We start from the raw sequence: 22481 nt of genomic DNA, 5'->3' as shown, positions 1-22481 counted from the left end.
AGCCGGCTCGTGCGAGCGCGGCCCCGATGCGTGGCTGCCAACGTCAGGCCACGGTGCCGCCCAGCGACGAAGGCGGCCGGGCGGACGACTGCCGGGAGGTCGCGACCCAGCCGCGGAACGAGAACGCGGCGTAGAACAGCGCCACGTCCTCGAAGCCTGCCGCGCGCAGCAGGTCCTCGTCGTCGGCGGGTGTCAACAGCGGCAGGCGCTCGGTCATCGACCGGCCGGCCGTGGCAGCGCGCGCCGGGTCCGCCAGAACGCCTTGTGCGTAGGCGGCCGAGCGCGCCATCCAGCGCGCCGCGTCGGGGCCGGGCGGAGCGTGGTGGGCCACCACCAACCGCGCCCCCGGCCGCAGGCGTCGGTGCATCGCCTGCAGCACATGCAGGCGCTCGACACGGTCCATGAAGTGCAGCGTGAGCAGGCAGGTGGCACCGTCGAACGGCCCTTCGGGCGCCTGGTCCACCGTTCCCGTCACGAGGTGCACACGCTGCGCGTGCGCTGCCGTGGCGGCGCGCGCCACCTCCAGCATGGCGGACGCCGGGTCCACGCCGGTGAAGTGCCAGCCGGGCTGCGCCGCAGCCATGGCCGCGAGCTCCAGCCCTCCACCGGCACCCACCACGAGCACCTGCGCCGACGTGGGCGCGTGCTCGGCAAGCAGCAGCGCGGTCATGCGGTGCAGATCGGACAAACCCGGCACCTGGCGCACCGCACTTGCGGCGTAGGACGCGACAGCGGCCGGATCGGCGAAGTGCACCCGATGGTCGGGCACGGTGGGCTCCTCAGGGCATGGCAACGAGCGAGGCGTGTACCGCGGTGCCGGCCAGCGCGCCGTCGGCCACGGCCAGTGCGACCGTGCCCATCGGCCGTGCCAGGTCGCCGCAGGCAAACACGCCCGGCACCGAGGTCGCCTTCATCGTGTCGGTCCTGACGAACGGGCCCAGCAGGCCGACCTCGTGCTCGCAGCCCAGTTGCGCAGCCAGCGGCGAGGCCGGCGCGGTGCGCGGGGCGGTGAACAGGCCGGCGCATGCGATGCTGCGTCCGTCGGCCAGCAGCACTCGCGCCTCGTCGGTGATGGCGGCGATGCGGGTGGCCTCGAGCGTGACGCCGCGTGCGGCCAGCCGGCGGGCATCGTCCGCGCTCAGGTCCAGCGCGCCCTGCAGGAACAAGGTGACGCTGCCCCAGTCCGGCAGCAGCAGCGCCTGGTGCATGGCCACCGGGCCGGTGGCGATGAGACCGATCCGGCCCTGCTGCAGCTCGTAGCCGTGGCAGTAGGGGCAGTGGAACACGCTGCGGCCCCAGCGCTCGGCCAGACCGGGAATGTCGGGCAGCCCGTCGGTCACGACCATGGCCAGGATGACGCGGCGCGCTCGCGGGCGCGCGGGACCTGCGTGCAGTGCGAAGTCGTCGACGCGGCCGTCGATGGCGCTCACCGCCTCGTCGAACCATTGCACGGTGCCGTAGGCCTGCAGCTGCGCGCGCGCATCGGCCACGATGTCGCCGGGCGGGCGACCGTCCTGCGCCAGGAATCCATGGGAGCGGGCGGCGAAGCGGTTGCGACGTCTGCCGGTGTCGAACACGGCCACGCGCCGGCGCGCAAGGGCGAGCTGCAAGGCCGCCGACAGGCCGGCGAAGCTGCCGCCCACGATGGCAACGTCAAAGTTCATGCGACACCTGCTGGAGCGATCGGCCCGCTGCCGCGAGCCGGTGGTGAAAGTCGCGCGACAGCGTGGCCAGCGTCACCGCGCCCAGGCGCGCCAGCAGCAGCTCCCTGGCGTCGCGGTACGCGTGCTCCAGGGCCGCGTTGACGGCCTGCTCCACCAGGCAGCCCGGGCTGTCTTCGCGGTGCCCGACGGCGAGCAGTTCCGGCGCGCCGACCGCCTCGTGGATGTCACGCAGCGTGATGTGCTCCAGAGAACAGGAGAGCACCCAGCCGCCGCCGTGCCCCTTGGCCGAGGCCACGAAGCCCGTGTCGCGCAGGCCCGCCATCAGGCGGCGGATCACCACGGGGTTGGTCTGCATGACCTGGGCGAGCCACTCGGACGTGGCCGGCCGGTCGAGCTCGGCCAGGTGCAGCAGGCAGTGCAGGACACCGGAGAGGCGGGAATCTCGTTTCATGCAACTATTGTAGTTGCATGAAGCCGATCGCGTCGCGCCTGTCGCAGGGCCATGGACGAGAGGCCGACGCCGGGCGCCATCCGCCAGCTTGCGCAGGAACGCCGGGGGAAGCACGCGATGTACTCCGAGCCCATCCCCGGGAGACGCTCGCAATGGCTGCAGACTTCCCGGGCGGCAGGCTCGAGGCGCAGGCGCAACCGTCCTCGAAGTACCCGCTGGACGCGACAGTCCCGAGCACCGGCTCGCCGTTCTCGTCCACGGGCGTGGGGACCGTCTCGCAGCCCACCAGGATGCGGACCACGACGACGAAGCAGATGCGCAACAGGACGCGATGCCGTTCCCGCGGGACACCGCGTGACCGGGACAGGTCGACCACCGCCGGCTCAGAACCGGTATGCGGCTCCGAACGAATAGACCACCGGCCGGAAATCGATCGTGGTCTGCAGCACCGTGCTGCCTGAAGCCACCAACTTGCTCTTGACACGGAGCGCGGCCACGCTCGCAAACAGGCCCCACTGGGTGTCCAGGGCATAGTCGAAGCCGGCCTGCACGGCCCAGCCCGTGGAGTCGCCCATGCGCACGTCGGGCGCCAGCCTCGATCGGATGCCGGTGAAGCGCGTGTAGTTGAGGCCCGCACCGAGGTACGGCCGCAAGCCGTCGCCTCGCGCTCCGAAGTGGTAATTGACGAAGAGCGTCGGCGAGACGTTCCTGGCCGACAGGATGTCGTCGCCCAGGAACGCGACCGACCCCGTCGCCTTGGCCTCGATCCTGGGCGGCACGCCCAGCGCAAGCTCGGCCCCGATGCTCGGCGTGAACATGCGCTCGTAGGTCAGGAGCAGCGTGGTCGCGTCGCCGGTCTCGGCGTCGGCCCCTGCGGGGACCCCCACACCGGTGATGCCATCGGTGCGCGAATGGGTGGTGTACCGTGCCGCGCCGATCTTGAACATGTTGTCCTGCGCCGATGCACAACCGGCGGCGATGAGCCCGGCCAGACCCACGGCGGGCCAAAGAGGTGCGGTGTTCATTCGATGACTCCCGGAGGGCGACGGGTTCAGATCCACCCGAAGGACCTGAGTTGGGCAAGCACTGCGTCGCTGAAGGCCTTGTGCCCGCCGGTGGTGGGGTGGTTCAGGTCGGCGAAGAACCAGGTGTTCACATCGGCACCGTCTGCCAGTGCGTTGTAAGGCGCCAGCGGCGTCGCATTGCAGAACAGCGCCGACCCCCTGGCACTGGCAGGCATCCTGGCGGCATCGCAGGCAGGCGTCGTGACGTTGACGAACCCGTACGCCGACGGATCCTTGATCACGTTGTGGAAGAACGCATGCGCATGCAGCACCTGCACGGCCTGCCCGGCCAGTCCCTCGCGCAGCCAGAGCTCGAAGGTTTCGGGCAAGGTCTTGAGCATCGGGCGCAGGGCCTCCGGCAACGCGGCAGCCTCCGGCGTGAGGGACATGTCCAGCAGGTCGGTGACGGCGACGTACTTGCCGCCTTTGGCCAGGATCTCGTTGCGAATCAGGTCTGCCAGTTCCAGCGCGGCGGTCTTCATCGCCGATTGCGCCTGCGTCTGGGCGTCGAACACCAGCGCCTTGAACTGGTCTTCCGTGATGGTTCCCGCCCGCAACTTGGCTTGCGCCGCGAGCACGGCCGGAACGTACTGGCCTTCGAAAACCACGAAGACCTCATTGAACCCGGCCGAGATCAGGATCAGGTCGCTGGCCTTGAAGCTGCCGAAGCCGGCCAGATGGTTGGCAATCTGCGTCTTCACCGGCACCGTCAGCAGACCGCCGGCGTGGTTGTACCCGACCGGATCGGTGATTCGCGAACCGCCTTGCGCGTAGCCGGTGCAGGTGTGGGCAAGCGCCGGGACCTGGGCGGCAATCGGGCACTTCACCGACTGGCCAGCGAACCCTACCTCTGCCGGCGTGATCATCAGCCCCAGCGCGCCGGCCACGTTCTCGACCCAGACCGTGCTCGTTCCGGTAGAGGTCGGGAAGTTGGTCGTGAACTTGCCCCCCAGGTACACGGGCGGACTGGTCTCCGGGATCACCGTCGCGGGCGTGTACGTGCCAACGTCGCTCAGGCTGTCGCCGAAGGACACCACGGACGTGAACTCGCCTTTGGACGTGGGGGCACCACGCGGCGAGCCGCTGCCTGGCACGTTCGGGTCACCGCCGCCGCAGGCTGTCAGCCACACCGCCGTCAGGAGCGACAGCTGCCACGCCTTCATGAGCCTCATAGCACCTCCTTCGCCGGTCACCGAGCCGCGGCCGGTCATTCCGGTCGCCCAGACGACTGTGCCTGCGAGGCACGCTGACGCAATGAGCGCACTCATTTCAGTCGCCGAATCCTCCATGCCGGTGGCAGAAGGCGGGGACCCGCGACACGCACTGGTCGGTGGCGACGGAGTCCGGTTGCGAGCAGCAACGAGATCTGGCCGCGTCTGGTGCTCGCGGTGCGGGTGCGTCGCGCCGACGCTCCGCCGGCGGTTCCGGCGTGGCAACGCCCTTGCCTTGGCGGCTCCTTGAAGAGGGTCGGCGCAGTTGCTCCGATCTGCCGCTGCTGCCCATCTTGCTGCGGCTGTCCACCCTGGAGCGAGCACTGGTGATCGTCCGGTTTCGTCCGGGTCCCGGTGGCGTCGAACGGCTGCTACGTCGACGCGACACCCGACAAGGTCCTGACCGCGGGTCGGGCAGCTTTGGAGAGGCCCGACGGGCGGGCATGGGTGGAACTGAACCAGTCGCATGGAGCGAGAACGGCCGGTCGCGCCGGACCTCTACGGTCGCCGCGGTGGTCCGTTGTCCGCGCCGGCTGCCGCGGGCTGCTGCTGCCGTAGCGGTCTCAGATCAGTCTGCTTCCACTTTCAGCCAGCTGGCTTGGATGTCGTCAGACGGCTGGGATGGCGGACTTGTTCTCGCCAAAGAGAACAAGGGGCGCCAAAGCGCCCCTTGTTCAATACGTCGGCCCGCCGGGCCGCGCCCGCTCAATCCGCCTGCTTGCGCAGGAACGCCGGGATCTCGATCTCGTCCATGCCGTTGCTGGCCAGCGCGTCGACCTTCGCCGCGGCCTGGCTGCGCGCGCTGCGCCACACGCTGGGCGTGTTCATGCCCGTGTAGTCGTGCGTGGTGGCCGCCGCCGGCGTGCCCTGGCCCACGGTGGCGGGCTGGGTCAGGATCGGCAGGTTGTCGGTGCCGGTGCGCAGCACGGGCTGCGCCATCGGCGGCGGCACCACGGCCAGCGGCGGCGCCACCGGCGGGCGCTGCTCGGCCTTGCGCGCGGCCGAGCTCAGGCCGGTGGCGATCACCGTCACGCGCAGCTGGTCGCCCAGGCTCTCGTCGTACGCGGTGCCGAAGATCACGTGCGCGTCGTCGGCCGCGTAGCGGCGGATGGTGTTCATCGCGTTGCGGCTCTCGGCCAGCTTGAACGTGCCCTTGCTCGCCGCGATCAGCACCAGCACGCCACGCGCGCCGCTGAGGTCGATGCCTTCCAGCAGCGGGCAGGCCACGGCTGCGTCGGCCGCCTTCGTCGCGCGGTCGGGGCCGCCGGCCACGGCCGTGCCCATCATCGCCTTGCCGGGCTCGCTCATCACCGTCTTCACGTCTTCGAAGTCGACGTTCACCAGGCCGGGGATGTGGATGATGTCGCTGATGCCGCCCACCGCGTTCTTCAGCACGTCGTTGGCGTGCGCGAAGGCCTGCTCCTGCGTCACGTCGTCGCCCATCACCTCCAGCAGCTTCTCGTTGAGCACGACGATCAGGCTGTCGACGTTGGCTTCGAGCTCGGCCACGCCGTCGTCGGCCTGCTTGCCGCGGCGCTTGCCCTCGAAGTCGAAGGGCTTGGTCACCACGCCCACGGTCAGGATGCCCATCTCCTTGGCCACGCGCGCGATCACCGGTGCCGCGCCGGTGCCGGTGCCGCCGCCCATGCCGGCAGTGATGAACAGCATGTGCGCGCCCGAGATCGCGTCCTGGATGCGCGACACCGCCTCTTCGGCGGCGTTGCGGCCCACCTCGGGCTTGCTGCCCGCGCCCAGGCCGGTGGCGCCCAGCTGCACCAGCGTGCTCGCGGCGCTGCGGTTGAGCGCCTGCGCGTCGGTGTTGGCGCAGATGAAGTCCACGCCCTGGACGCCCTGGGCGATCATGTGCTCGACGGCGTTGCCGCCGCCGCCGCCCACGCCGATCACCTTGATCTGCGTGCCCTGGTCAAATTCTTCGATCATTTCGATGGGCATGTGAGCCTCCTAGCGAGTGTGTGTGCAGTTGCCAAACCAAGAACAGAGAACGTTGTCGACCATGTCGGGGGCTGGACCCCTCTTCAGAAATTTCCCAGGAACCAGTCCTTCGCGCGGCCCAGCAGCGTCGTCACCGACCCCGCCTGCGCCGCCGCCTTGTGGCCCCGCTGGCGTGCCAGCCGGGCTTCCTCCAACAACCCCATGACGGTGGCCGAACGCGGGTTCGCCACCATGTCGCCCAGCGGCCCGCCGTACAGCGGCAGGCCGCGCCGCACGGGCTTGAGGAAGATGTCCTCGCCCAGCTCCACCATGCCCGGCATGACGCTCGAGCCGCCGGTGATGACGATGCCGCTGGACAGCAGCTCCTCGTAGCCGCTGTCGCGGATGACCTGGTGCACCAGGCTGAAGATCTCCTCCACGCGCGGCTCGATCACGCCGGCCAGCGCCTGGCGGCTCAGCATGCGCGGCGCGCGGTCGCCGAGACCCGGCACTTCCACCTGTTCGCCCGGGTCGGCCAGCAGCTGCTTGGCGACGCCGTACTCGACCTTGATCTCCTCGGCGTCCTTGGTCGGCGTGCGCAGCGCCATCGCGATGTCGCTGGTGATCAGGTCGCCGGCGATCGGGATCACGGCGGTGTGGCGCACGCTGCCGTCGGTGTAGATCTGCACGTCGGTGGTGCCGGCGCCGATGTCGACCACGCACACGCCCAGGCTCTTCTCGTCGTCGGTCAGCACGGCCGCGGCGCTGGCGCTCGGGTTCAGCACCAGGCGCTCCACCTCCAGCCCGCAGCGGCGCACGCACTTCAGGATGTTCTCGGCCGCACTCTGCGCGCCGGTGACGATGTGCACCTTCACCTCGAGCCGGCTGCCGCTCATGCCGATGGGCTCCTTGACCTCGTGACCGTCGATCACGAACTCCTGCGGCTCCACCAGCAGCAGCCGCTGGTCGTTGGGGATGTTGATGGCCTTGGCGGTCTCGACCACGCGGTTCACGTCGACCGGCGTCACCTCGCGGTTGTCGCGCACGATGACCATGCCGGTGCTGTTCTGGCCGCGGATGTGGCTGCCGGTGATGCCGGTGTAGACGCTGGTGATCTTGCAGGCGGCCATCATCTCGGCCTCCTTCAGCGCCTGCTGGATGCTCTGCACCGTGGCGTCGATGTTCACCACCACGCCGCGCTTGAGGCCGTGCGTGCTGGCCACGCCCAGGCCGGCCACGCGCAGGTCGCCGTCGGGCATGACCTCGGCCGCCACCACCATGACCTTGGCGGTGCCGATGTCCAGGCCGAAGACCAGGTCCTTGTATTCCTTGGCCATGTGTTGCCTCAGAAGCTGTGAATGAACCCGGCGCGTCCGAGCAGACTGCCCGGCGCGCCTGGATCTAGGCGCAAAGCACAGCCGTAGCTCGGGCTACGGCGCGCACTTGCAACGACGAGCCAGGCGCGTTGGGCGGGATGAGCGGGCGTGGCGGGTTTGTTCACAGCTTCTCAGTTGTTCGTCTTCACGGCGGGTGCCGTGGTGGTGACGCCGCGCAGCCGCACCGCATAGCCGTCGGTGTGGCGCAGGTCGGCGTAGACCAGGGGTTGCTGGTAGCGGCCCGTCACCTGGCCGACGGTGCGCACGAAGCGGTCGGTGCGCGCCAGCACCTCGTCGGCGCTGCCGCGGCCCAGCTCGACGCTGGCGCCGTTGTCGAGTTCCACGCGCCAGGAACCGCGGCCCGACAGGTGCAGCGCCGCGATCTCCAGCGCCAGCGGCGCCAGCGCCGGCTGCAGCCGCCGGTACAGCGCCAGCATCTGCGCCGCGCTGTCGTCGGGGCCGCTGAACTGCGGCAAGGCCTCGTCCTCGACGTCGCCCAGGTTGGCCTCGAAGATCTCGCCGTGGCTGTTCACGAGGCGTTCGCCGCCGCTGCCGGCCTCGCCCGGGCCCTGCCACAGCGCAGCGGCCTGGTGTTCTTCCAGGCGCACGGCGAGCCGGTTCGGCCACACGCGGCGCACCACCGCCTGGCGCACCCAGGGCACGGTCTGGAAGGCGGCGCGCGCCTGCTGCAGGTCGATGCTGAAGAAGTTGCCGCGCAGCAGCGGCAGCGCGTTGGCGCGCACGGTGCCCACGCTGTTGCGCGTGAGGTCGCCGTCGAGCTGCACGGCACGCAGCGTGAACAGCGGCGCCCGGCTCAGCCACGCCACCGCAGCCGCCGCCAGCGCCAGCGCCGCCAGCGCGAACACGCCCACCGCGACGCCGTTCATCAGGCGCACGTCCAGCGGCCAGGCCGGCGGCATGGTGCGCGTGGGGGCGGCGTTGCGGGCCATCGTGTTCAGGCGGGGCGGGTGCCGTCGAGCGTGGCCGCGGCCACCAGCTGCAGGCACAGCTGCTCGTAGCTGATGCCGGCGGCGCGTGCGGCCATCGGCACCAGCGAGTGGCCGGTCATGCCGGGGCTGGTGTTCATCTCCAGCAGGAAGGGCTTGCGGTCGCTGGCGCGGATCATCAGGTCGGCGCGGCCCCAGCCGCGGCAGCCGAGCGCGCGGTAGGCGGCCAGCGTCAGCCGCTGCACCTCGGCTTCCTCGGCGGACGGCAGGCCGCTCGGGCAGCGGTAGCCCGTGTCGTCGCTGAAGTACTTGTGCTCGTAGTCGTAGTTGCCGTCGGGGGCCTCGATGCGGATCACCGGCAGCGCGCGCGCCGAGGCGCCGCTGCCCAGCACGGCACAGGTGACTTCCAGGCCCTCGATGAACTCCTCGCACAGCACGTCGGGGTCGTGCTGCGCCGCCAGCGCCACCGCCTGCTGCATCTGTGAATAGCCGGCGACCTTGGTGATGCCGATCGACGAGCCCTCGTGCGGCGGTTTCACGATCAGTGGCAGGCCCAGCGCGTCGGGCACCGCCACCACCGCCTCGCGCGTGTGCGTGCCGGCGGCCAGCACCTGCCAGCGCGGCGTCGGCAGCCCTTCGGCGACGAAGATGCGCTTGCTCATGACCTTGTCCATCGCCACCGCGCTGGCCATCACGCCGCTGCCGGTGTAGGGAATGCCCAGCAGTTCCAGCGCGCCCTGCACCGTGCCGTCTTCGCCATGGCGGCCGTGCAGCGCGATGAACACGCGTGCATAGCCTTCGCGCTTCAGGTCGGCCAGGTCGCGTTCGGCGGGGTCGAAGGCGTGCGCGTCCACGCCCTGCGACTGCAGCGCACGCAGCACGCCGGCGCCCGACATCAGCGACACCTCGCGCTCGGCGCTGCTGCCGCCCATCAGCACCGCGACCTTGCCCAGATCGGCCCCGTTCATGCGGCACCTCCCACCAGGTCGACCACCTTCTGCGGCACGCTGCCCATCGAGCCGGCGCCCATCGCGATGACGACGTCGCCGTCACGCGCGAAGTCGGCGATGGCCTGCGGCAGCTCGGCCACGTCGTCGACGAACACCGGGTCCACCTTGCCGGCCACGCGCAGCGCGTGGGCGAGTGCGCGGCTGTCGGCGGCGACGATGGGGCTCTCGCCGGCGGAATACACCTCGGTCAGCAGCACCGCGTCGGCGCGGCCCATGACCTTCACGAAGTCCTCGAAGCAGTCGCGCGTGCGGGTGTAGCGGTGCGGCTGGAAGGCCAGCACCAGGCGCCGGCCCGGGAAGGCACCGCGCGCGGCGGCCAGCACCGCGGCCATCTCGGCGGGGTGGTGGCCGTAGTCGTCGATCAGCGTGAAGCGGCCCCCGCCGTGGCTGGCGCTGGCGGGCAGCTCGCCGTAGCGCTGGAAGCGCCGGCCGACGCCGGTGAAGCCGGCCAGCGCACGCACGGTGGGCACGTCGGGCAGCTCCAGCTCCATCGCCACGGCGATGGCCGCCAGCGCGTTCAGCACGTTGTGCTGGCCGGGCAGGTTCAGCGTGACGGCCAGGTCGGGCATCTGCACGCCGTTGCGCCGCTGCACCGTGAAGCGCATCTGCCCGCCGGGCAGCGCCACCACGTCCACCGCGCGCACCATCGCGTCTTCGGAGGTGCCGTAGCTGACGATGGGCCGCGACAGCATCGGCATGATGGCCTTCACGCCCGGGTCGTCGCCGCACAGGATGGCGGCGCCGTAGAACGGCATGCGGTGCACGAAGTCGACGAAGGCCCCGCGCAGCTTGCTCAGGTCGTGGCCGTAGGTCTCCATGTGGTCGGCGTCGATGTTGGTCACCACCGCCATCACCGGCATCAGGTTCAGGAACGAGGCGTCGCTCTCGTCGGCCTCGACCACGATGTACTCGCCCGACCCCAGGCGCGAATTGGCTCCGGCCGCCAGCAGCTTGCCGCCGATCACGAACGTGGGGTCGAGCCCGGCTTCGTTGAGCACGCTGGCCACCAGCGAGGTGGTGGTGGTCTTGCCGTGCGTGCCGGCGATCGCGATGCCCTGCTTCAGCCGCATCAGCTCGGCCAGCATCACCGCGCGCGGCACCAGCGGTACGCGGCGCGCGCGTGCGGCGATGACCTCGGGGTTGTCGCCCTTCACCGCGGTGGACGTGACCACGGCGTCGGCGCCGGCGATGTTCTCGGCGGCGTGGCCGATGGCCACGCGCACGCCGAGCGCCGCCAGGCGCTGCGTGACGGCGCCGTCACTCTGGTCGGAACCGCTGACGCGGTAGCCCAGGTTGTGCAGGATCTCGGCGATGCCGCTCATGCCGGCACCACCGATGCCGACGAAGTGGATGTGCTTGACGGCGTGTTTCATCGTTGCATCAGACCTTCGATCAGGTCGGCCACCCGGGCCGCGGCTTGTGGCCGGGCCAGGGCGCGGGCCTTGTTGGCCATGGTGAGCAGCTGCGCGCGCGTGAGGCCGCGCAGCGCGTCGGACAGCGCCTGCGCGCTCAGCCCCGCCTGCGGCAGGTGCAGGGCCGCGCCGTGCGCCGCCAGCAGTTCGGCGTTGTCGCGCTGGTGGCTGGTGGTGCGCACGATCAGCGGCACCAGCAGCGCCGGCACGCCGGCGGCACACAGTTCGCTGACGGTGATGGCACCGGCGCGGCAGACCATCAGGTCGCAATCGGCCAGCCGGCGTGGCATGTCCTCGATGAAGGGCAGCACCTCGGCATCGATGCCGGCGGCGGCGTAGGCCGCGCGCACGCTGCCTTCCATCGCGCTGCCGGTCTGGTGCGTGACCTGCGGGCGCTGCCCGGCCGGCAGCAGTGCCAGTGCGGCGGGCAGCGTCTCGTTCAGCACCTGCGCACCCAGGCTGCCGCCCACCACCAGCAGGCGCAGCGGGCCGCTGCGGCCGGCGTAGCGCACCGCGGGTTCGGGCAGGGCTTCGATCTCGGCGCGCACCGGGTTGCCGGTGACCACGCCCTGCTTCGCAGCGCGCGCGGCCGGGCCGTCGAAGCCGAAGGCCACGCGGTCGGCCACCGGCAGCAGCGCCTTGTTGCTCAGCAGCAGCGCGGCATCGGCGTTCACCAGCACCAGCGGCTTGTTCAGCAGGCTGGCCATCAGGCCGCCCGGGAAGCACACGTAGCCGCCCATGCCCAGCACGGCATCGGCGCCGCGGCGGCGCAGGATGCCGATGCAGTCCCAGAAGGCCTTCAGCAGCCGCAGGCCGCCGAGCGCCGTCTCGGCGAGGTTCTTGCCGCGCAGGCCGCTGAAGGCGATCTGGTCCATCGCGATGCCCGAGTTCGCTTCGGGCGGCACGAGCTTGTTCTCCATGCCGGTGCGCGTGCCCAGCCAGCTGACGCTCCAGCCGCGGCGCTGCAGTTCGCGCGCCACCGCCAGGCCCGGCATCACGTGCCCGCCGGTGCCCGCGGCCATGATCACGAGGTGGCTCATCCTGCCCCCCCTCGCATCATCGCGCGGCTTTCAATGTCCACCCGCAACACCAGCGCCATCGCCACCAGGTTCATCAGGATGGCCGAGCCGCCGTAGCTCATCAGCGGCAGCGTCAGGCCCTTGGTCGGCAGCACGCCCAGGTTCACGCCCATGTTGATGAAGGCCTGCGCGCCCATCCAGATGCCGATGCCCTGCACCATCAGGCCCGCGAACACGCGGTCCAGCGCCACCGCCTGGCGGCCGATCAGGAAGATGCGGCGGGTCATCCAGAAGAACAGCACGATGACCGCGGCGACGCCGACGAAACCGAGTTCCTCGCCGATCACCGCCAGCAGGAAGTCGGTGTGCGCCTCGGGCAGGTAGTGCAGCTTCTCGACGCTGGATCCCAGGCCCTGGCCGAAGAACTCGCCGCGGCCGAAGGCGATCAGCGAATGCGTGAGCTGGTAGGCCTTGCCCTGCGCGTAGGCCGGGTTCCACGGGTCCAGGTAGGCCAGGATGCGCGCGCGGCGCAGGTCGTCGAAGGCGATGATGGTGGCGAACGCCGCCACCACCACGGCCGCGATCAGGAAGAACATGCGGCCGTTGACGCCGCCCAGGAACAGGATGCCCATCGCGATGGTCGCGATCACGATGAAGGCGCCCATGTCGGGCTGGCGCAGCAGCAGCACGCCGACGAAGAACACGGCGACCGCCATCGGCCAGACGGCCCGGAAGAAGTTCTCCTTCACGTCCATCTTGCGCACCATGTAGCTGGCGGCGTACATCGCGATGGCCAGCTTGGCCAGCTCGCTGGGCTGGAAGTTCATGATGCCCAGCGGGATCCAGCGGCGCGCGTTGTTCACCACCTTGCCGATGAAGGGCAGCAGCACCGCCACCAGCAGCACCAGCGCGATGACGAAGACCAGCGGCGCGTGTTTCTCCCAGAACGCCATCGGCACCTGCACGACGGCCAGCGCGACGACGAAGCCGATGCCCAGCGCCAGCAGGTGGCGCTGGAGGAAGAACGTGGGCGCGTAGCTCGCGAACTTCGGGTTGTCGGGCAGCGCGACCGAAGCCGAATACACCATCACCAGGCCCAGCGCGAGCAGCGTGCACACCACCGCCAGCAGCGCCTGGTCGAAGGCCAGCAACCGCGCCGGGCGGGCGCCGGCGACGTCGATGCGGTCGCGCACGGGCAGTGCGCCCGCGGCCTGGCGGCCGAAGGCGAACCAGTTCCTGAGCGTGGCCGCGACGTTCATGCGACCTGCCCCCGCTCGTGCGCCAGCGCCTGCACCGCGGCGACGAAGACCTCGGCGCGGTGGGCGTAGTTGCGGAACATGTCGAGGCTGGCGCAGGCCGGGCTCAGCAGCACGGCGTCGCCGGGTGCGGCCTGCGTGAAGCACCAGGCCACGGCCGCTTCCAGCGTGGCGTGGCGCTGCAGCGGCAGGCCGGCGGTGGCCGGGGCGATGGCAGCCTCGATGGCTTCGGCGTCGCGGCCGATGGTGGCCACCGCGCGCGCGAAGCGCTGCACGGGGGCCGCCAGCGGCGTGAAGTCCTGCCCCTTGCCGTCGCCGCCCAGGATGACGACCAGCTTTGCCGGTGCCTTGTCGGCACCCAGGCCTTCCAGCGCCGCGACGGTGGCGCCGACGTTGGTGCCCTTGCTGTCGTCGAAGGCCTCGACCTCGTTGACGGTGCCGATCCATTCGACGCGGTGCGGCTCGCCGGCGTACTCGCGCAGCGCATGCAGCATGGGCGCCAGCGGGCAGTCGATGGCGGTGGCCAGCGCCAGCGCGGCCAGCGCGTTGGCGGCGTTGTGGCGGCCGCGCACGCGCAGCGCGTCGGCCGGCATCAGGCGCTGCAGGTGGATCTCGGCTTCCTCGCCCTTCTTCGGCTTCACGGTCTCGTCGGCCGGCAGCGCGCGCACCAGCCAGGCCATGCCGTTCTCGGTGACGAGGCCGAAGTCGCCGGGCCGGCGCGGTGCGTCCAGGCCGAAGCGCAGCACGGCGCGTTCGATCGGCCTGCCGCGGCCCTTCACCGGCACCGGGGCCGGCACCATGGCCTCGACGGCGGCGTCGTCGCGGTTGACCACCATCACCGCACGGCTGCCGAAGACGCGTGCCTTGGCCGCGCTGTAGGCAGCCATGCTGCCGTGCCAGTCGAGGTGGTCCTGCGTGATGTTCAGGACCGTGGCCGCGGCGGGTTCGAAGCCCTGCACGGCGTCGAGCTGGAAGCTGCTGAGTTCGAGCACCCACACCTGCGGCAGGTCGTCGCTGCGGGCCGCCAGCGTGTCCAGCATCGTGGGCCCGATGTTCCCGGCCACCGCCACCGTCCTGCCGGCGCGCTCGACCAGCAGCGCGGTCATCGCCGTCGTCGTCGTCTTGCCATTGGTGCCGGTGATGGCCAGGATCTGCGGCGCGTAGCCGTCGATCGCCGCCAGCGCCTGCACGAACAGGTCGAGCTCGCCCTGCACCGGCAGCTCGCGGAAACGTGCCTCCTGGACCAGCGGTGCGATGCGTGGGTCGTAGGGCGACAGGCCGGGGCTCTTCAGCACGCGGTCGACGCCTTCGAGCTGGGCCGCCGTGAGGTCGCCACTCAGGCGCTCGGCCTGCGGGCAGTCGGCCGCCAGCGCCTCGGCGCCGGGCGGGGACTGGCGCGAGTCCCACACGCGCACGGCAAAGCCGCGCTGCGTGCACCAGCGCGCCATCGCCAGGCCGCTGTCGCCGAGGCCGAGGATGAGGACGGTGTGCTGCACGGTGCTCATCGCAGCTTGAGGCTGGCCAGGCCGACCAGGCACAGCAGCATCGTGATGATCCAGAAGCGCACCACGACCTGGGTCTCGGTCCAGCCCTTCTTCTCGAAGTGGTGGTGCAGGGGCGCCATCAGGAAGACGCGCCGGCCTTCGCCGTACTTCCGCTTCGTGTACTTGAACCAAGTCACCTGGATCATCACGCTCAGCGCCTCGGCGACGAAGATGCCGCCCATGATCCCGAGCACGATCTCCTGGCGCGTGATGACGGCCACCGTGCCCAAGGCGCCGCCGAGCGACAGCGCGCCCACGTCGCCCATGAACACCTGCGCCGGATTGGCGTTGAACCACAGGAAGGCCAGGCCCGCGCCGGCCAGCGCGGCGCAGAACACCAGCAGTTCGCCCGAGCCCGGGATGTGCGGGAACAGCAGGTAGCGGCTGAACACCGCGTTGCCGGTGATGTACGCGAAGATGCCCAGCGCGCTGCCCACCATCACCACCGGCATGATGGCCAGGCCGTCCAGGCCGTCGGTGAAGTTCACCGCGTTGCTGGCGCCGACGATGACGAACCAGCTGAGCGCGATGAAGCCGAACACGCCCAGCGGGTAGCTCACGGTCTTGAAGAACGGCACCATCAGGTCGGCCTTGGGCGGCAGCTCGTTCGAGAAGCCGCTGGTGACCCAGCGCACGAAGAGTTCCAGCACGCGCAGGTTGGACGTCTCCGACACGCTGAAGGCCAAGTACAGCGCCGCCACCAGGCCGATCAGGCTCTGCCAGAAGAACTTCTCGCGCGAGCGCATGCCCTCGGGGTCCTTCTTCACGACCTTGCGCCAGTCGTCGGCCCAGCCGATGGCGCCGAAGCCGAAGGTCACGACCATCACGATCCAGACGAAGCGGTTGCTCCAGTCGAACCACAGCAGCGTGCTGACGCCGATGCCGATCAGCACCAGCACCCCGCCCATCGTGGGCGTGCCGCGCTTCTGCAGGTGGGCCTGCACGCCGTACTCGCGCACCGGCTGGCCGATCTTCAGTTCGGTGAGCTTGCGGATCACCCACGGCCCGAAGCTCAGGCCGATCAGCAGCGACGTCATCGCCGCCAGCACCGCACGGAACGTGAGGTACTGGAACACGCGCAGGAAGCCCAGCTGCTCGGGGTAGAGCTGCGTCAGCAGCTGGCTCAGGGCGAGCAGCATCAGGCGGCCCCTCCGGCAGGCAGGTCCTGCATCGACTGCAGGGCCTGCACGACCTGTTCCATCTTCATGAACCGCGAGCCCTTCACCAGGACCGAGGCCGCGGCCGGCGCCTCGTGCAGCGCGGCGACGACGGCGGCGGCATCGGCGAAGTGGCGCTTGGCCAGCGCGTGTGCCGACAGCGTGCCCGCGGTCCACACGGTCTCGATGCCGCGCGCGCGCGCCGCGGCGCCGACCTCGGCGTGGAACTCGGCGCCGCGCTCGCCGACCTCGCCCATCTCGCCCAGCACCAGCCAGCGCGGGCCGGGCAATGCGGCCAGCACGTCGATGGCGGCCAGCATCGAGTCGGGGTTGGCGTTGTAGGTGTCGTTGACCAGCGTCACGGCGCGGCCGCCGATCTGCAGGCGCTGCACCTGCGAGCGGCCGGACACCGGCTCGAAGGCGGCAAGACCACGCGCCACCGCGTCCAGCGGCACGCCCGCGGCCAGCGCGCAGGCGGTGGCGGCCAGCGCGTTCTTCACGTTGTGGCGGCCGGCCAGCTGCAGCGTCGTGGCGGTGCTGCCCTGCGGCGTGTGCAGCGTCAGCGCCCAGTGCGTGCCCTGCCACTGCGCGTCGGCCGTGAGGTCGGCCGGAGCCCCGGCGGTGGCGTCCAGCGCGAAGGTCAGCACCCGGCGGCTGCCGGCCAGCGAGCGCCACAGCGGCGTGAAGGCGTCGTCGGCCGGGAACACCGCGGTGCCGTCCGCGGGCAGCGCAGCGATGGCGCTGCCGTTCTCGCGCGCCACGGCCTCGACCGTGGCCATGAATTCCTGGTGCTCGCGCTGCGCGTTGTTGACGAGCGCGATCGTCGGGCGGGCGATGGCCGCGAGCTCGCCGATCTCGCCCGGGTGGTTCATGCCCAGCTCGACGACGCCGGCGCGGTGCGTCGCGCGCAGGCGCAGCAGCGTCAACGGCACGCCGATGTGGTTGTTCAGGTTGCCCTGCGTCGCGAAGGCCGCGTCGCCGAAGGCGGTGCGCAGGATGCTGGCGACCATCTGCGTCACCGTGGTCTTGCCGTTGCTGCCGGTCACCGCCACCAGCGGCAGCGTGCAGCGCGCGCGCCACTGCGCCGCCAGCGTCTGCAGCGCCTGCAACGTCTGCGGCACCAGCAGGCCGGGCAGCGTGCTCTCGCCCAGGCCGTGTTCGGCCAGCGCCGCCACGGCGCCGGCGGCGCGCGCCTGCGGCAGGAAGTCGTGCGCGTCGAAGCGCTCGCCGCGCAATGCCACGAACAGGTCGCCCTCGCGCAGCGTGCGCGTGTCGGTGTGCACGCGCTCGAAGACGATGTCGCCGCGGCCCACCAGCGTGGCGCCGGGCAGCAGGGCCTGGGCTTGCTGCAGGCTCAGCATGCGGGCCTCCGCTGCAGCGCGGCGCGGGCCTCGGCCTCGTCGCTGAAGGGCAGGCGCTGGCCGCGCACTTCCTGGTAGTCCTCGTGGCCCTTGCCGGCCAGCAGCACCACGTCCTGCGGCGCGGCCGACAGCACCGCGTGCGCGATCGCGGCGCGGCGGTCCTCGATGACGTCCACCTCGTCGTGGCCGGGCACGCCGGCCAGGATCTGCGCCAGGATGAAGTCGGGTGCTTCGTCGCGCGGGTTGTCGCTGGTGAGCACCACGTGGTCGGCGCCGCGCTCGGCGATGGCACCCATCAGCGGGCGCTTGGTGGCGTCGCGGTTGCCGCCGCAGCCGAACACGCACCACAGCCGGCCGCCGCGTGCCGCAGCCAGCGGGCGCAGCGCCTGCAGCACCTTGTCGAGCGCGTCGGGCGTGTGGGCGTAGTCCACCACCACCTCGGGCCCGGCACCGGCGGCCGCGCCCAGGCGCTGCATGCGGCCGGGCACCGGCGTCAGCCGCGGCACCACGGCCGCGGCATCGGCCAGCGGCACGCCCAGCGCGCGCAAGCCGGCCAGCACCACCAGCAGGTTGTGCACGTTGTAGTCGCCGATCAGCGTGCTGCGCACCGGCACCACGACGCCGTCCTCGAAGAGCTGGAACGCGAGGCCGCCGTCGACGTAGCGCACCTGCGTGGCCTGCAGCCGCGCGCCGCGCTGCAGCGAGACGGTCCAGACGTCCAGGCCGCTGAGTTCGGCGGCCAGCGCCGCGCCCTGCTCGTCGTCGATGTTGATGGCCGCGGCGCGCAGGCCCGGCCAGGCGAACAGCGCGCGCTTGGCGGCCCAGTAGGCTGCCATGTCGCCGTGGTAGTCGAGGTGGTCGCGCGTGAAGTTGGTGAACAGCGCGACGTCGATCGCCGCGGCGTCCAGCCGGTGCTCGACGATGCCGATCGACGACGCCTCCAGCGCGCACGCCGCAAATCCCTGGTCGACGAAGCGGCGGAACGCGGCATGCAGCGTCACCGGGTCCGGCGTGGTGAGGCCGGTGTGCACGACGGTGCCGGAGGCTGCCGCGCCATCGGCCGCCGCCAGCGGCGGTTCACCGATCCCGAGCGTGCCCATCACCCCGCAGCGCCGGTCCAGCAGCGTCAGCGCCTGCGCCGTCCACCACGCCGTGCTGGTCTTGCCGTTGGTGCCGGTGGTGGCCACCACCTGCAGGGCGTCGCTGGGCTGGCCGAAGTAGGCGTGGGCGATGCCGCCGGTGGCGGCCTTCAGCCCCGGCAGCGCGGCGATGCGGGCGTCCTCGAAGCCGAAGGCCTCGATGCCGCCGGCCTCGACCAGGCACGTGGACGCACCCGCGGCCAGCGCCTGCTGCACGAAGCGCCGGCCGTCGTTGGCATAACCCGGCCAGGCGATGAAGGCGTCGCCGGCCTGCACCAGGCGGCTGTCGGTGCGCAGCGTGCCGGTGACCCAAGACGACAACCAGCGCGCCGCGGCTTCGGGGGATCTCAGTCGTGTCAGCGGCATGTTCAGAAGCTTTCCTGCTCGGCCACGACCGGCTTGCTGACGATCTGCGCCTGCACGTCGATGTCGGGCGGCACGTTCATCATGCGCAGCGTGTTCTGCACCACCTGGCTGAACACGGGTGCGGCGACCTCGCCGCCGTAGAAGACCCCCTTGCCGGGCTCGTCGACCAGCACGGCCACGACGATGCGCGGGTTCTTCACCGGCGCGATGCCGACGAACCAGCTGCGGTACTTGTTGCCGTAGCTCTTGCCTTCCTGCTTGCGCGCGGTGCCCGACTTGCCGCCCACCGAATAGCCGATCGCCTGCGCCTTCGGACCGGTGCCGCCCGGGCCGGCGGCCAGGCGCAGCATCTCGCGCACGGCGTGCACGGTCTCGGGCTTGAACACCCGCTGGCCCGGCGGCAGCGGCTCCTGGCGCAGCATGCTGGGCGTGACGACGTCGCCGTCGCGCGCGAACACGGTGTAGGCGCGCGCCAGCTGGAACAGGCTGGTGCTCAGGCCGTAGCCGTAGCTCATGGTCGCCTGCTCGATCGGGCGCCAGGTCTTGTAGGGGCGCAGCCGGCCGGTGACGACGCCGGGGAACTCGATCTGCGGCTTCTGGCCGAAGCCGACCGCGCTGTAGAGCTCCCACATCTCGCGCGGCTGCATCTGCATCGCCATCTTCACGGTGCCGACGTTGCTGCTCTTCTGGATGATCTCGCTCACCGACAGCACGCCGTGCGGGTGCGCGTCGGTGATGGTGGAGCCGGTGACGGTGATGCGGCCCGGCGCGGTGTCGAAGCGGGTCTCGGGGCGCACGCGGCCGGTCTCGAGGGCCAGCGCCGCGATGAAGGGCTTCATCGTCGAGCCGGGCTCGAAGGTGTCGGTGAGCGCGCGGTTGCGCAGCTGCTCGCCCTTCAGGTTCTGGCGCGCGGCGGGATTGAAGCTCGGGTAGTTGGCCAGCGCCAGCACCTCGCCGGTCTGCGCGTCCAGCACCACCACGCTGCCGGCGCGGGCCCTGTGCTCGGCCACCGCGTCGCGGATGCGCTGGTAGGCGAAGAACTGCACCTTCGAGTCGATGGCCAGCGTGATGTCCTGGCCGTTGACGGGGTCGGTCTGGTCGCCGATGTCCTCGACCACGCGGCCCAGCCGGTCCTTGACGACCGCGCGCGCGCCGTTGCGGCCCTGCAGTTCCTTCTGGAAGCGCAGCTCGATGCCTTCCTGGCCGCGTTCCTCGACGTTGGTGAAGCCGACCACGTGCGCCGCGGCCTCGCCCTCGGGGTAGTGGCGGCGGTACTCGCGCACCTGGTGCACGCCCGGGATGCCCAGCGCCTTCACCTCGGCCCAGACGGGGTCGTCGACCTGGCGGCGCAGCCAGGCGAAGTTGGGGCTGCCGTCGAGCCGGTCGTTCAGGTCGGACAGCTTCATGCCCAGCGTCCTGGCCAGGGCGCGGCGCTGCGCGGTGTCGGCCTGGAAGTCCTTCGGGATCACCCACACGCTGGGCGCGGGCACGGACGTCGCCAGCACCAGGCCGTTGCGGTCGAGCACGCGGCCGCGGCTGGCCGGCAGCTCGAGCTGGTGCGCGTAGCGCTTCTCGCCCTGCATCTGGTAGAAGTCGGCGCCGATCAGCTGGATCCACACCGCGCGGCCCAGCAGCACCAGGAAGGCGACGCCGACCAGGAACACGACGAAGCGCGACCGCCACGGCGGCGTCTTGCTCGCCAGCAGCGGGCTGGTGGCGTAGTTGACGCTGCGCACGGTGGTGCCGGCGTTGCGCGGGGTGCGGCTCATCGCGCCACCCCCGAGGCCGCGTGCGGCCGGTCGCCCACGTACTGCGTGACCGCCGGCGTGGCGGTGCGCATCTGCAGCTTCTCGCGCGCCACCTGCTCCACGCGCAGGTGCGTGGCCTGGGCCTGGCGTTCGGCGTCGAGGCGCTTGTAGTCGATGTCGAGCTGCCGCTGCTCGTTCTTCGCGCGGTCGAGCGCGGCGAACAGGCGCCGGCCCTCGTACGAGGTGCGCACCAGCACCAGCGCGCTGCCGAGCAGCGCGATCACCAGCAGCAGGTTCAGCTTCGTCACGTGCCGACCTCGGTGCGTTCGGCCACGCGCATCACGGCCGAGCGCGCACGCGGGTTCTCGCGCACCTCGCCGATGCCGGGCTTCACGCGCCCCAGCGCATGCAGCTTCAGCGGCCGGGGCGGCGCCATCGGGGCACGCCGGTCGACGACATCGCGGCTGTGCGCGGCGATGAAGGTCTTCACGATGCGGTCTTCCAGGGAATGGAAGCTGATCACGACGAGGCGTCCACCCGGGGCCAGCAGGTCCAGCGCGGCCTTCAGGCCTTGTTCGAGCGCCTCAAGCTCGGCGTTGACGAAAATCCGAAGAGCTTGAAATGTGCGCGTTGCAGGGTCCTGGCCCGGTTCGCGGGTTTTGACGACACGAGCCACGAGCGCGGAAAGTTCCCCGGTGGTTCGAAGCTGATCCCCGCCCTGCCGGCGAGCAACAACCGCCTTTGCAATCTGTAGAGCAAACCGTTCTTCCCCATAGTCGCGGATCACCTGTGCAAGTTGGCGCTCATCGGCGCGGGCCAGGAAGTCCGCGGCGGTCTCGCCACGGGTCGTGTCCATGCGCATGTCCAGCGGCGCATCGAATCGGAAGCTGAACCCGCGCTCGGGGTTGTCGATCTGCGGCGAGCTGACGCCCAGGTCGAGCAGCACGCCGTCGACCCGCGTGATGCCCAGCGCCTGCAGCTGCGCGCGCATGTCGCCGAAGCTGGCGTGGCAGATGGCGAAGCGCGGGTCGGCGATCGTGGCGGCCTCGGCCAGTGCCTCGGGGTCCTTGTCGAAGGCCACCAGGCGGCCGGCCGGCGACAGCTGCGCCAGCACCGCGCGCGCATGCCCGCCGCGGCCGAACGTGCCGTCGACGTAGACACCGTCCGCATGCGTCACCAGGGCCTGGACGGCTTCGGTGCGCAAAACGGTGGTGTGCTGCCATGCGGTGTGCTGGGCCGGGATCATCCCGAGACCTTGTTCTGCAGCTCTTCGGGCAGGCCGGCGGCGATGGTCAGCGCTTCGCCGGCTTCGTAGCGGGCCTTGTCCCACAATTCGAACTTGTCGCCGACGCCCATGAACACCACATCCCGCTCCAGCCCCGCCCATGCCCGCAGCTCGGGCGGCACGAGCACGCGCGAGCCGCCGTCGATCTCGACGTCGGTGGCGCTGCCGATGTACAGCCGCCGCCAGCCCTCGTGCTTCATCGGCAGGCGGGCGAGTTCGGCCTCGAAGGCGTCCCACACCGGGCGCGGGTACAGCGCCAGGCAGCCGGCGTGGTTCTTCGAGATCACCATCTGGCCGCCCACGGTGGACACGAGCACGTCGCGGTACCGCGAAGGGACGGTCAACCGCCCTTTCGCGTCCAGCGTCAGCACCGGACCACCCCGGAAGGCAAAAGAAGGCACGAATCCCCACCCAAATCTACTTTTCCCCACTGTACCGGAGTGCAACACGCCCGGTCAATGGCGCGCACGCGGAAAAATCAATCAAATCAAGGACTTACATTTCGGTCCGCAAGTGGCGCAGGCAACAAAAAGTCCTTC

The 22481-nt window shown here is 70.9% G+C and carries 20 protein-coding genes; all 20 read right to left on the bottom strand.

From position 1 onward, the window contains the following. Positions 1-43: 43 nt before the first annotated feature. Positions 44-769 (bottom strand): class I SAM-dependent methyltransferase, encoded by a 726-nt coding sequence (locus tag ACPOLB_RS19865; RefSeq protein ID WP_425257763.1) that lies wholly within the window; start codon positions 767-769, stop codon positions 44-46. Between the two features lie 10 nt (positions 770-779). Next, the gene (locus ACPOLB_RS19860) at positions 780-1664 is read right to left on the bottom strand and encodes an NAD(P)/FAD-dependent oxidoreductase (RefSeq protein WP_425257762.1); all 885 of its coding nucleotides are present in this window, start codon (positions 1662-1664) and stop codon (positions 780-782) included. Further along, positions 1654-2115 (bottom strand): Rrf2 family transcriptional regulator, encoded by a 462-nt coding sequence (locus ACPOLB_RS19855; RefSeq protein WP_425257761.1) that lies wholly within the window; start codon positions 2113-2115, stop codon positions 1654-1656. The genes ACPOLB_RS19860 and ACPOLB_RS19855 overlap by 11 nt, the downstream gene beginning before the upstream one ends. A 383-nt stretch (positions 2116-2498) precedes the next feature. Beyond that, positions 2499-3140, bottom strand: a complete 642-nt coding sequence (locus ACPOLB_RS19850; RefSeq protein ID WP_425257760.1) for an OmpW/AlkL family protein — start codon at positions 3138-3140, stop codon at positions 2499-2501. Positions 3141-3166: 26 nt separating this feature from the next. Beyond that, entirely contained in the window at positions 3167-4351 is a 1185-nt protein-coding gene (locus tag ACPOLB_RS19845) for a lipase (protein WP_425257759.1), read from the bottom strand. Positions 4352-5095: 744 nt separating this feature from the next. Next, a complete protein-coding gene (gene ftsZ / locus ACPOLB_RS19840) occupies positions 5096-6343 on the bottom strand; it encodes a cell division protein FtsZ (RefSeq protein ID WP_425257758.1) in 1248 nt (415 codons plus the stop codon). Between the two features lie 83 nt (positions 6344-6426). Then, positions 6427-7659 (bottom strand): cell division protein FtsA, encoded by a 1233-nt coding sequence (gene ftsA, locus ACPOLB_RS19835; protein WP_425257757.1) that lies wholly within the window; start codon positions 7657-7659, stop codon positions 6427-6429. A gap of 170 nt (positions 7660-7829) precedes the next feature. After that, a complete protein-coding gene (locus tag ACPOLB_RS19830) occupies positions 7830-8648 on the bottom strand; it encodes a cell division protein FtsQ/DivIB (protein ID WP_425257756.1) in 819 nt (272 codons plus the stop codon). A 5-nt stretch (positions 8649-8653) separates the two neighbouring features. After that, positions 8654-9613 (bottom strand): D-alanine--D-alanine ligase, encoded by a 960-nt coding sequence (locus ACPOLB_RS19825; protein ID WP_425257755.1) that lies wholly within the window; start codon positions 9611-9613, stop codon positions 8654-8656. Beyond that, entirely contained in the window at positions 9610-11028 is a 1419-nt protein-coding gene (gene murC, locus ACPOLB_RS19820) for a UDP-N-acetylmuramate--L-alanine ligase (protein ID WP_425257754.1), read from the bottom strand. The genes ACPOLB_RS19825 and murC overlap by 4 nt, the downstream gene beginning before the upstream one ends. After that, positions 11025-12107, bottom strand: coding sequence for an undecaprenyldiphospho-muramoylpentapeptide beta-N-acetylglucosaminyltransferase (gene murG / locus ACPOLB_RS19815; RefSeq protein ID WP_425257753.1), 1083 nt, complete (start codon positions 12105-12107; stop codon positions 11025-11027). The genes murC and murG overlap by 4 nt, the downstream gene beginning before the upstream one ends. Next, complete coding sequence (gene ftsW / locus ACPOLB_RS19810) at positions 12104-13345, bottom strand: putative lipid II flippase FtsW (RefSeq protein ID WP_425257752.1); 1242 nt, start codon at positions 13343-13345, stop codon at positions 12104-12106. Before ftsW ends, murG begins: the two co-directional genes overlap by 4 nt. Continuing rightward, positions 13342-14847, bottom strand: coding sequence for a UDP-N-acetylmuramoyl-L-alanine--D-glutamate ligase (murD, locus tag ACPOLB_RS19805; protein WP_425257751.1), 1506 nt, complete (start codon positions 14845-14847; stop codon positions 13342-13344). The genes ftsW and murD overlap by 4 nt, the downstream gene beginning before the upstream one ends. Then, positions 14844-16025 carry a phospho-N-acetylmuramoyl-pentapeptide-transferase gene (mraY, locus tag ACPOLB_RS19800; protein ID WP_425257750.1) on the bottom strand — a complete coding sequence of 394 codons (1182 nt, stop codon included), beginning with the start codon at positions 16023-16025 and terminating at the stop codon, positions 14844-14846. The genes murD and mraY overlap by 4 nt, the downstream gene beginning before the upstream one ends. Beyond that, entirely contained in the window at positions 16025-17404 is a 1380-nt protein-coding gene (locus ACPOLB_RS19795; RefSeq protein WP_425257749.1) for a UDP-N-acetylmuramoyl-tripeptide--D-alanyl-D-alanine ligase, read from the bottom strand. Before ACPOLB_RS19795 ends, mraY begins: the two co-directional genes overlap by 1 nt. After that, complete coding sequence (locus ACPOLB_RS19790; RefSeq protein WP_425257748.1) at positions 17398-18909, bottom strand: UDP-N-acetylmuramoyl-L-alanyl-D-glutamate--2,6-diaminopimelate ligase; 1512 nt, start codon at positions 18907-18909, stop codon at positions 17398-17400. The genes ACPOLB_RS19795 and ACPOLB_RS19790 overlap by 7 nt, the downstream gene beginning before the upstream one ends. 2 nt (positions 18910-18911) lie before the next feature. Then, complete coding sequence (locus tag ACPOLB_RS19785) at positions 18912-20678, bottom strand: peptidoglycan D,D-transpeptidase FtsI family protein (RefSeq protein WP_425257747.1); 1767 nt, start codon at positions 20676-20678, stop codon at positions 18912-18914. Continuing rightward, the gene (gene ftsL / locus ACPOLB_RS19780) at positions 20675-20965 is read right to left on the bottom strand and encodes a cell division protein FtsL (RefSeq protein WP_425257746.1); all 291 of its coding nucleotides are present in this window, start codon (positions 20963-20965) and stop codon (positions 20675-20677) included. The genes ACPOLB_RS19785 and ftsL overlap by 4 nt, the downstream gene beginning before the upstream one ends. Beyond that, the gene (rsmH, locus tag ACPOLB_RS19775) at positions 20962-21903 is read right to left on the bottom strand and encodes a 16S rRNA (cytosine(1402)-N(4))-methyltransferase RsmH (protein WP_425261951.1); all 942 of its coding nucleotides are present in this window, start codon (positions 21901-21903) and stop codon (positions 20962-20964) included. The genes ftsL and rsmH overlap by 4 nt, the downstream gene beginning before the upstream one ends. Then, positions 21900-22343, bottom strand: a complete 444-nt coding sequence (gene mraZ, locus ACPOLB_RS19770; RefSeq protein WP_425257744.1) for a division/cell wall cluster transcriptional repressor MraZ — start codon at positions 22341-22343, stop codon at positions 21900-21902. The genes rsmH and mraZ overlap by 4 nt, the downstream gene beginning before the upstream one ends. Between the last annotated feature and the right edge of the window lie 138 nt (positions 22344-22481).

The sequence above is a fragment of the Rubrivivax soli genome (genome assembly GCF_049810355.1).
Taxonomy (GTDB): domain Bacteria; phylum Pseudomonadota; class Gammaproteobacteria; order Burkholderiales; family Burkholderiaceae_C; genus Rubrivivax.
Note: the sequence above shows the minus strand (reverse complement) of the source record. Positions and strands in the feature narration are given on the sequence as shown.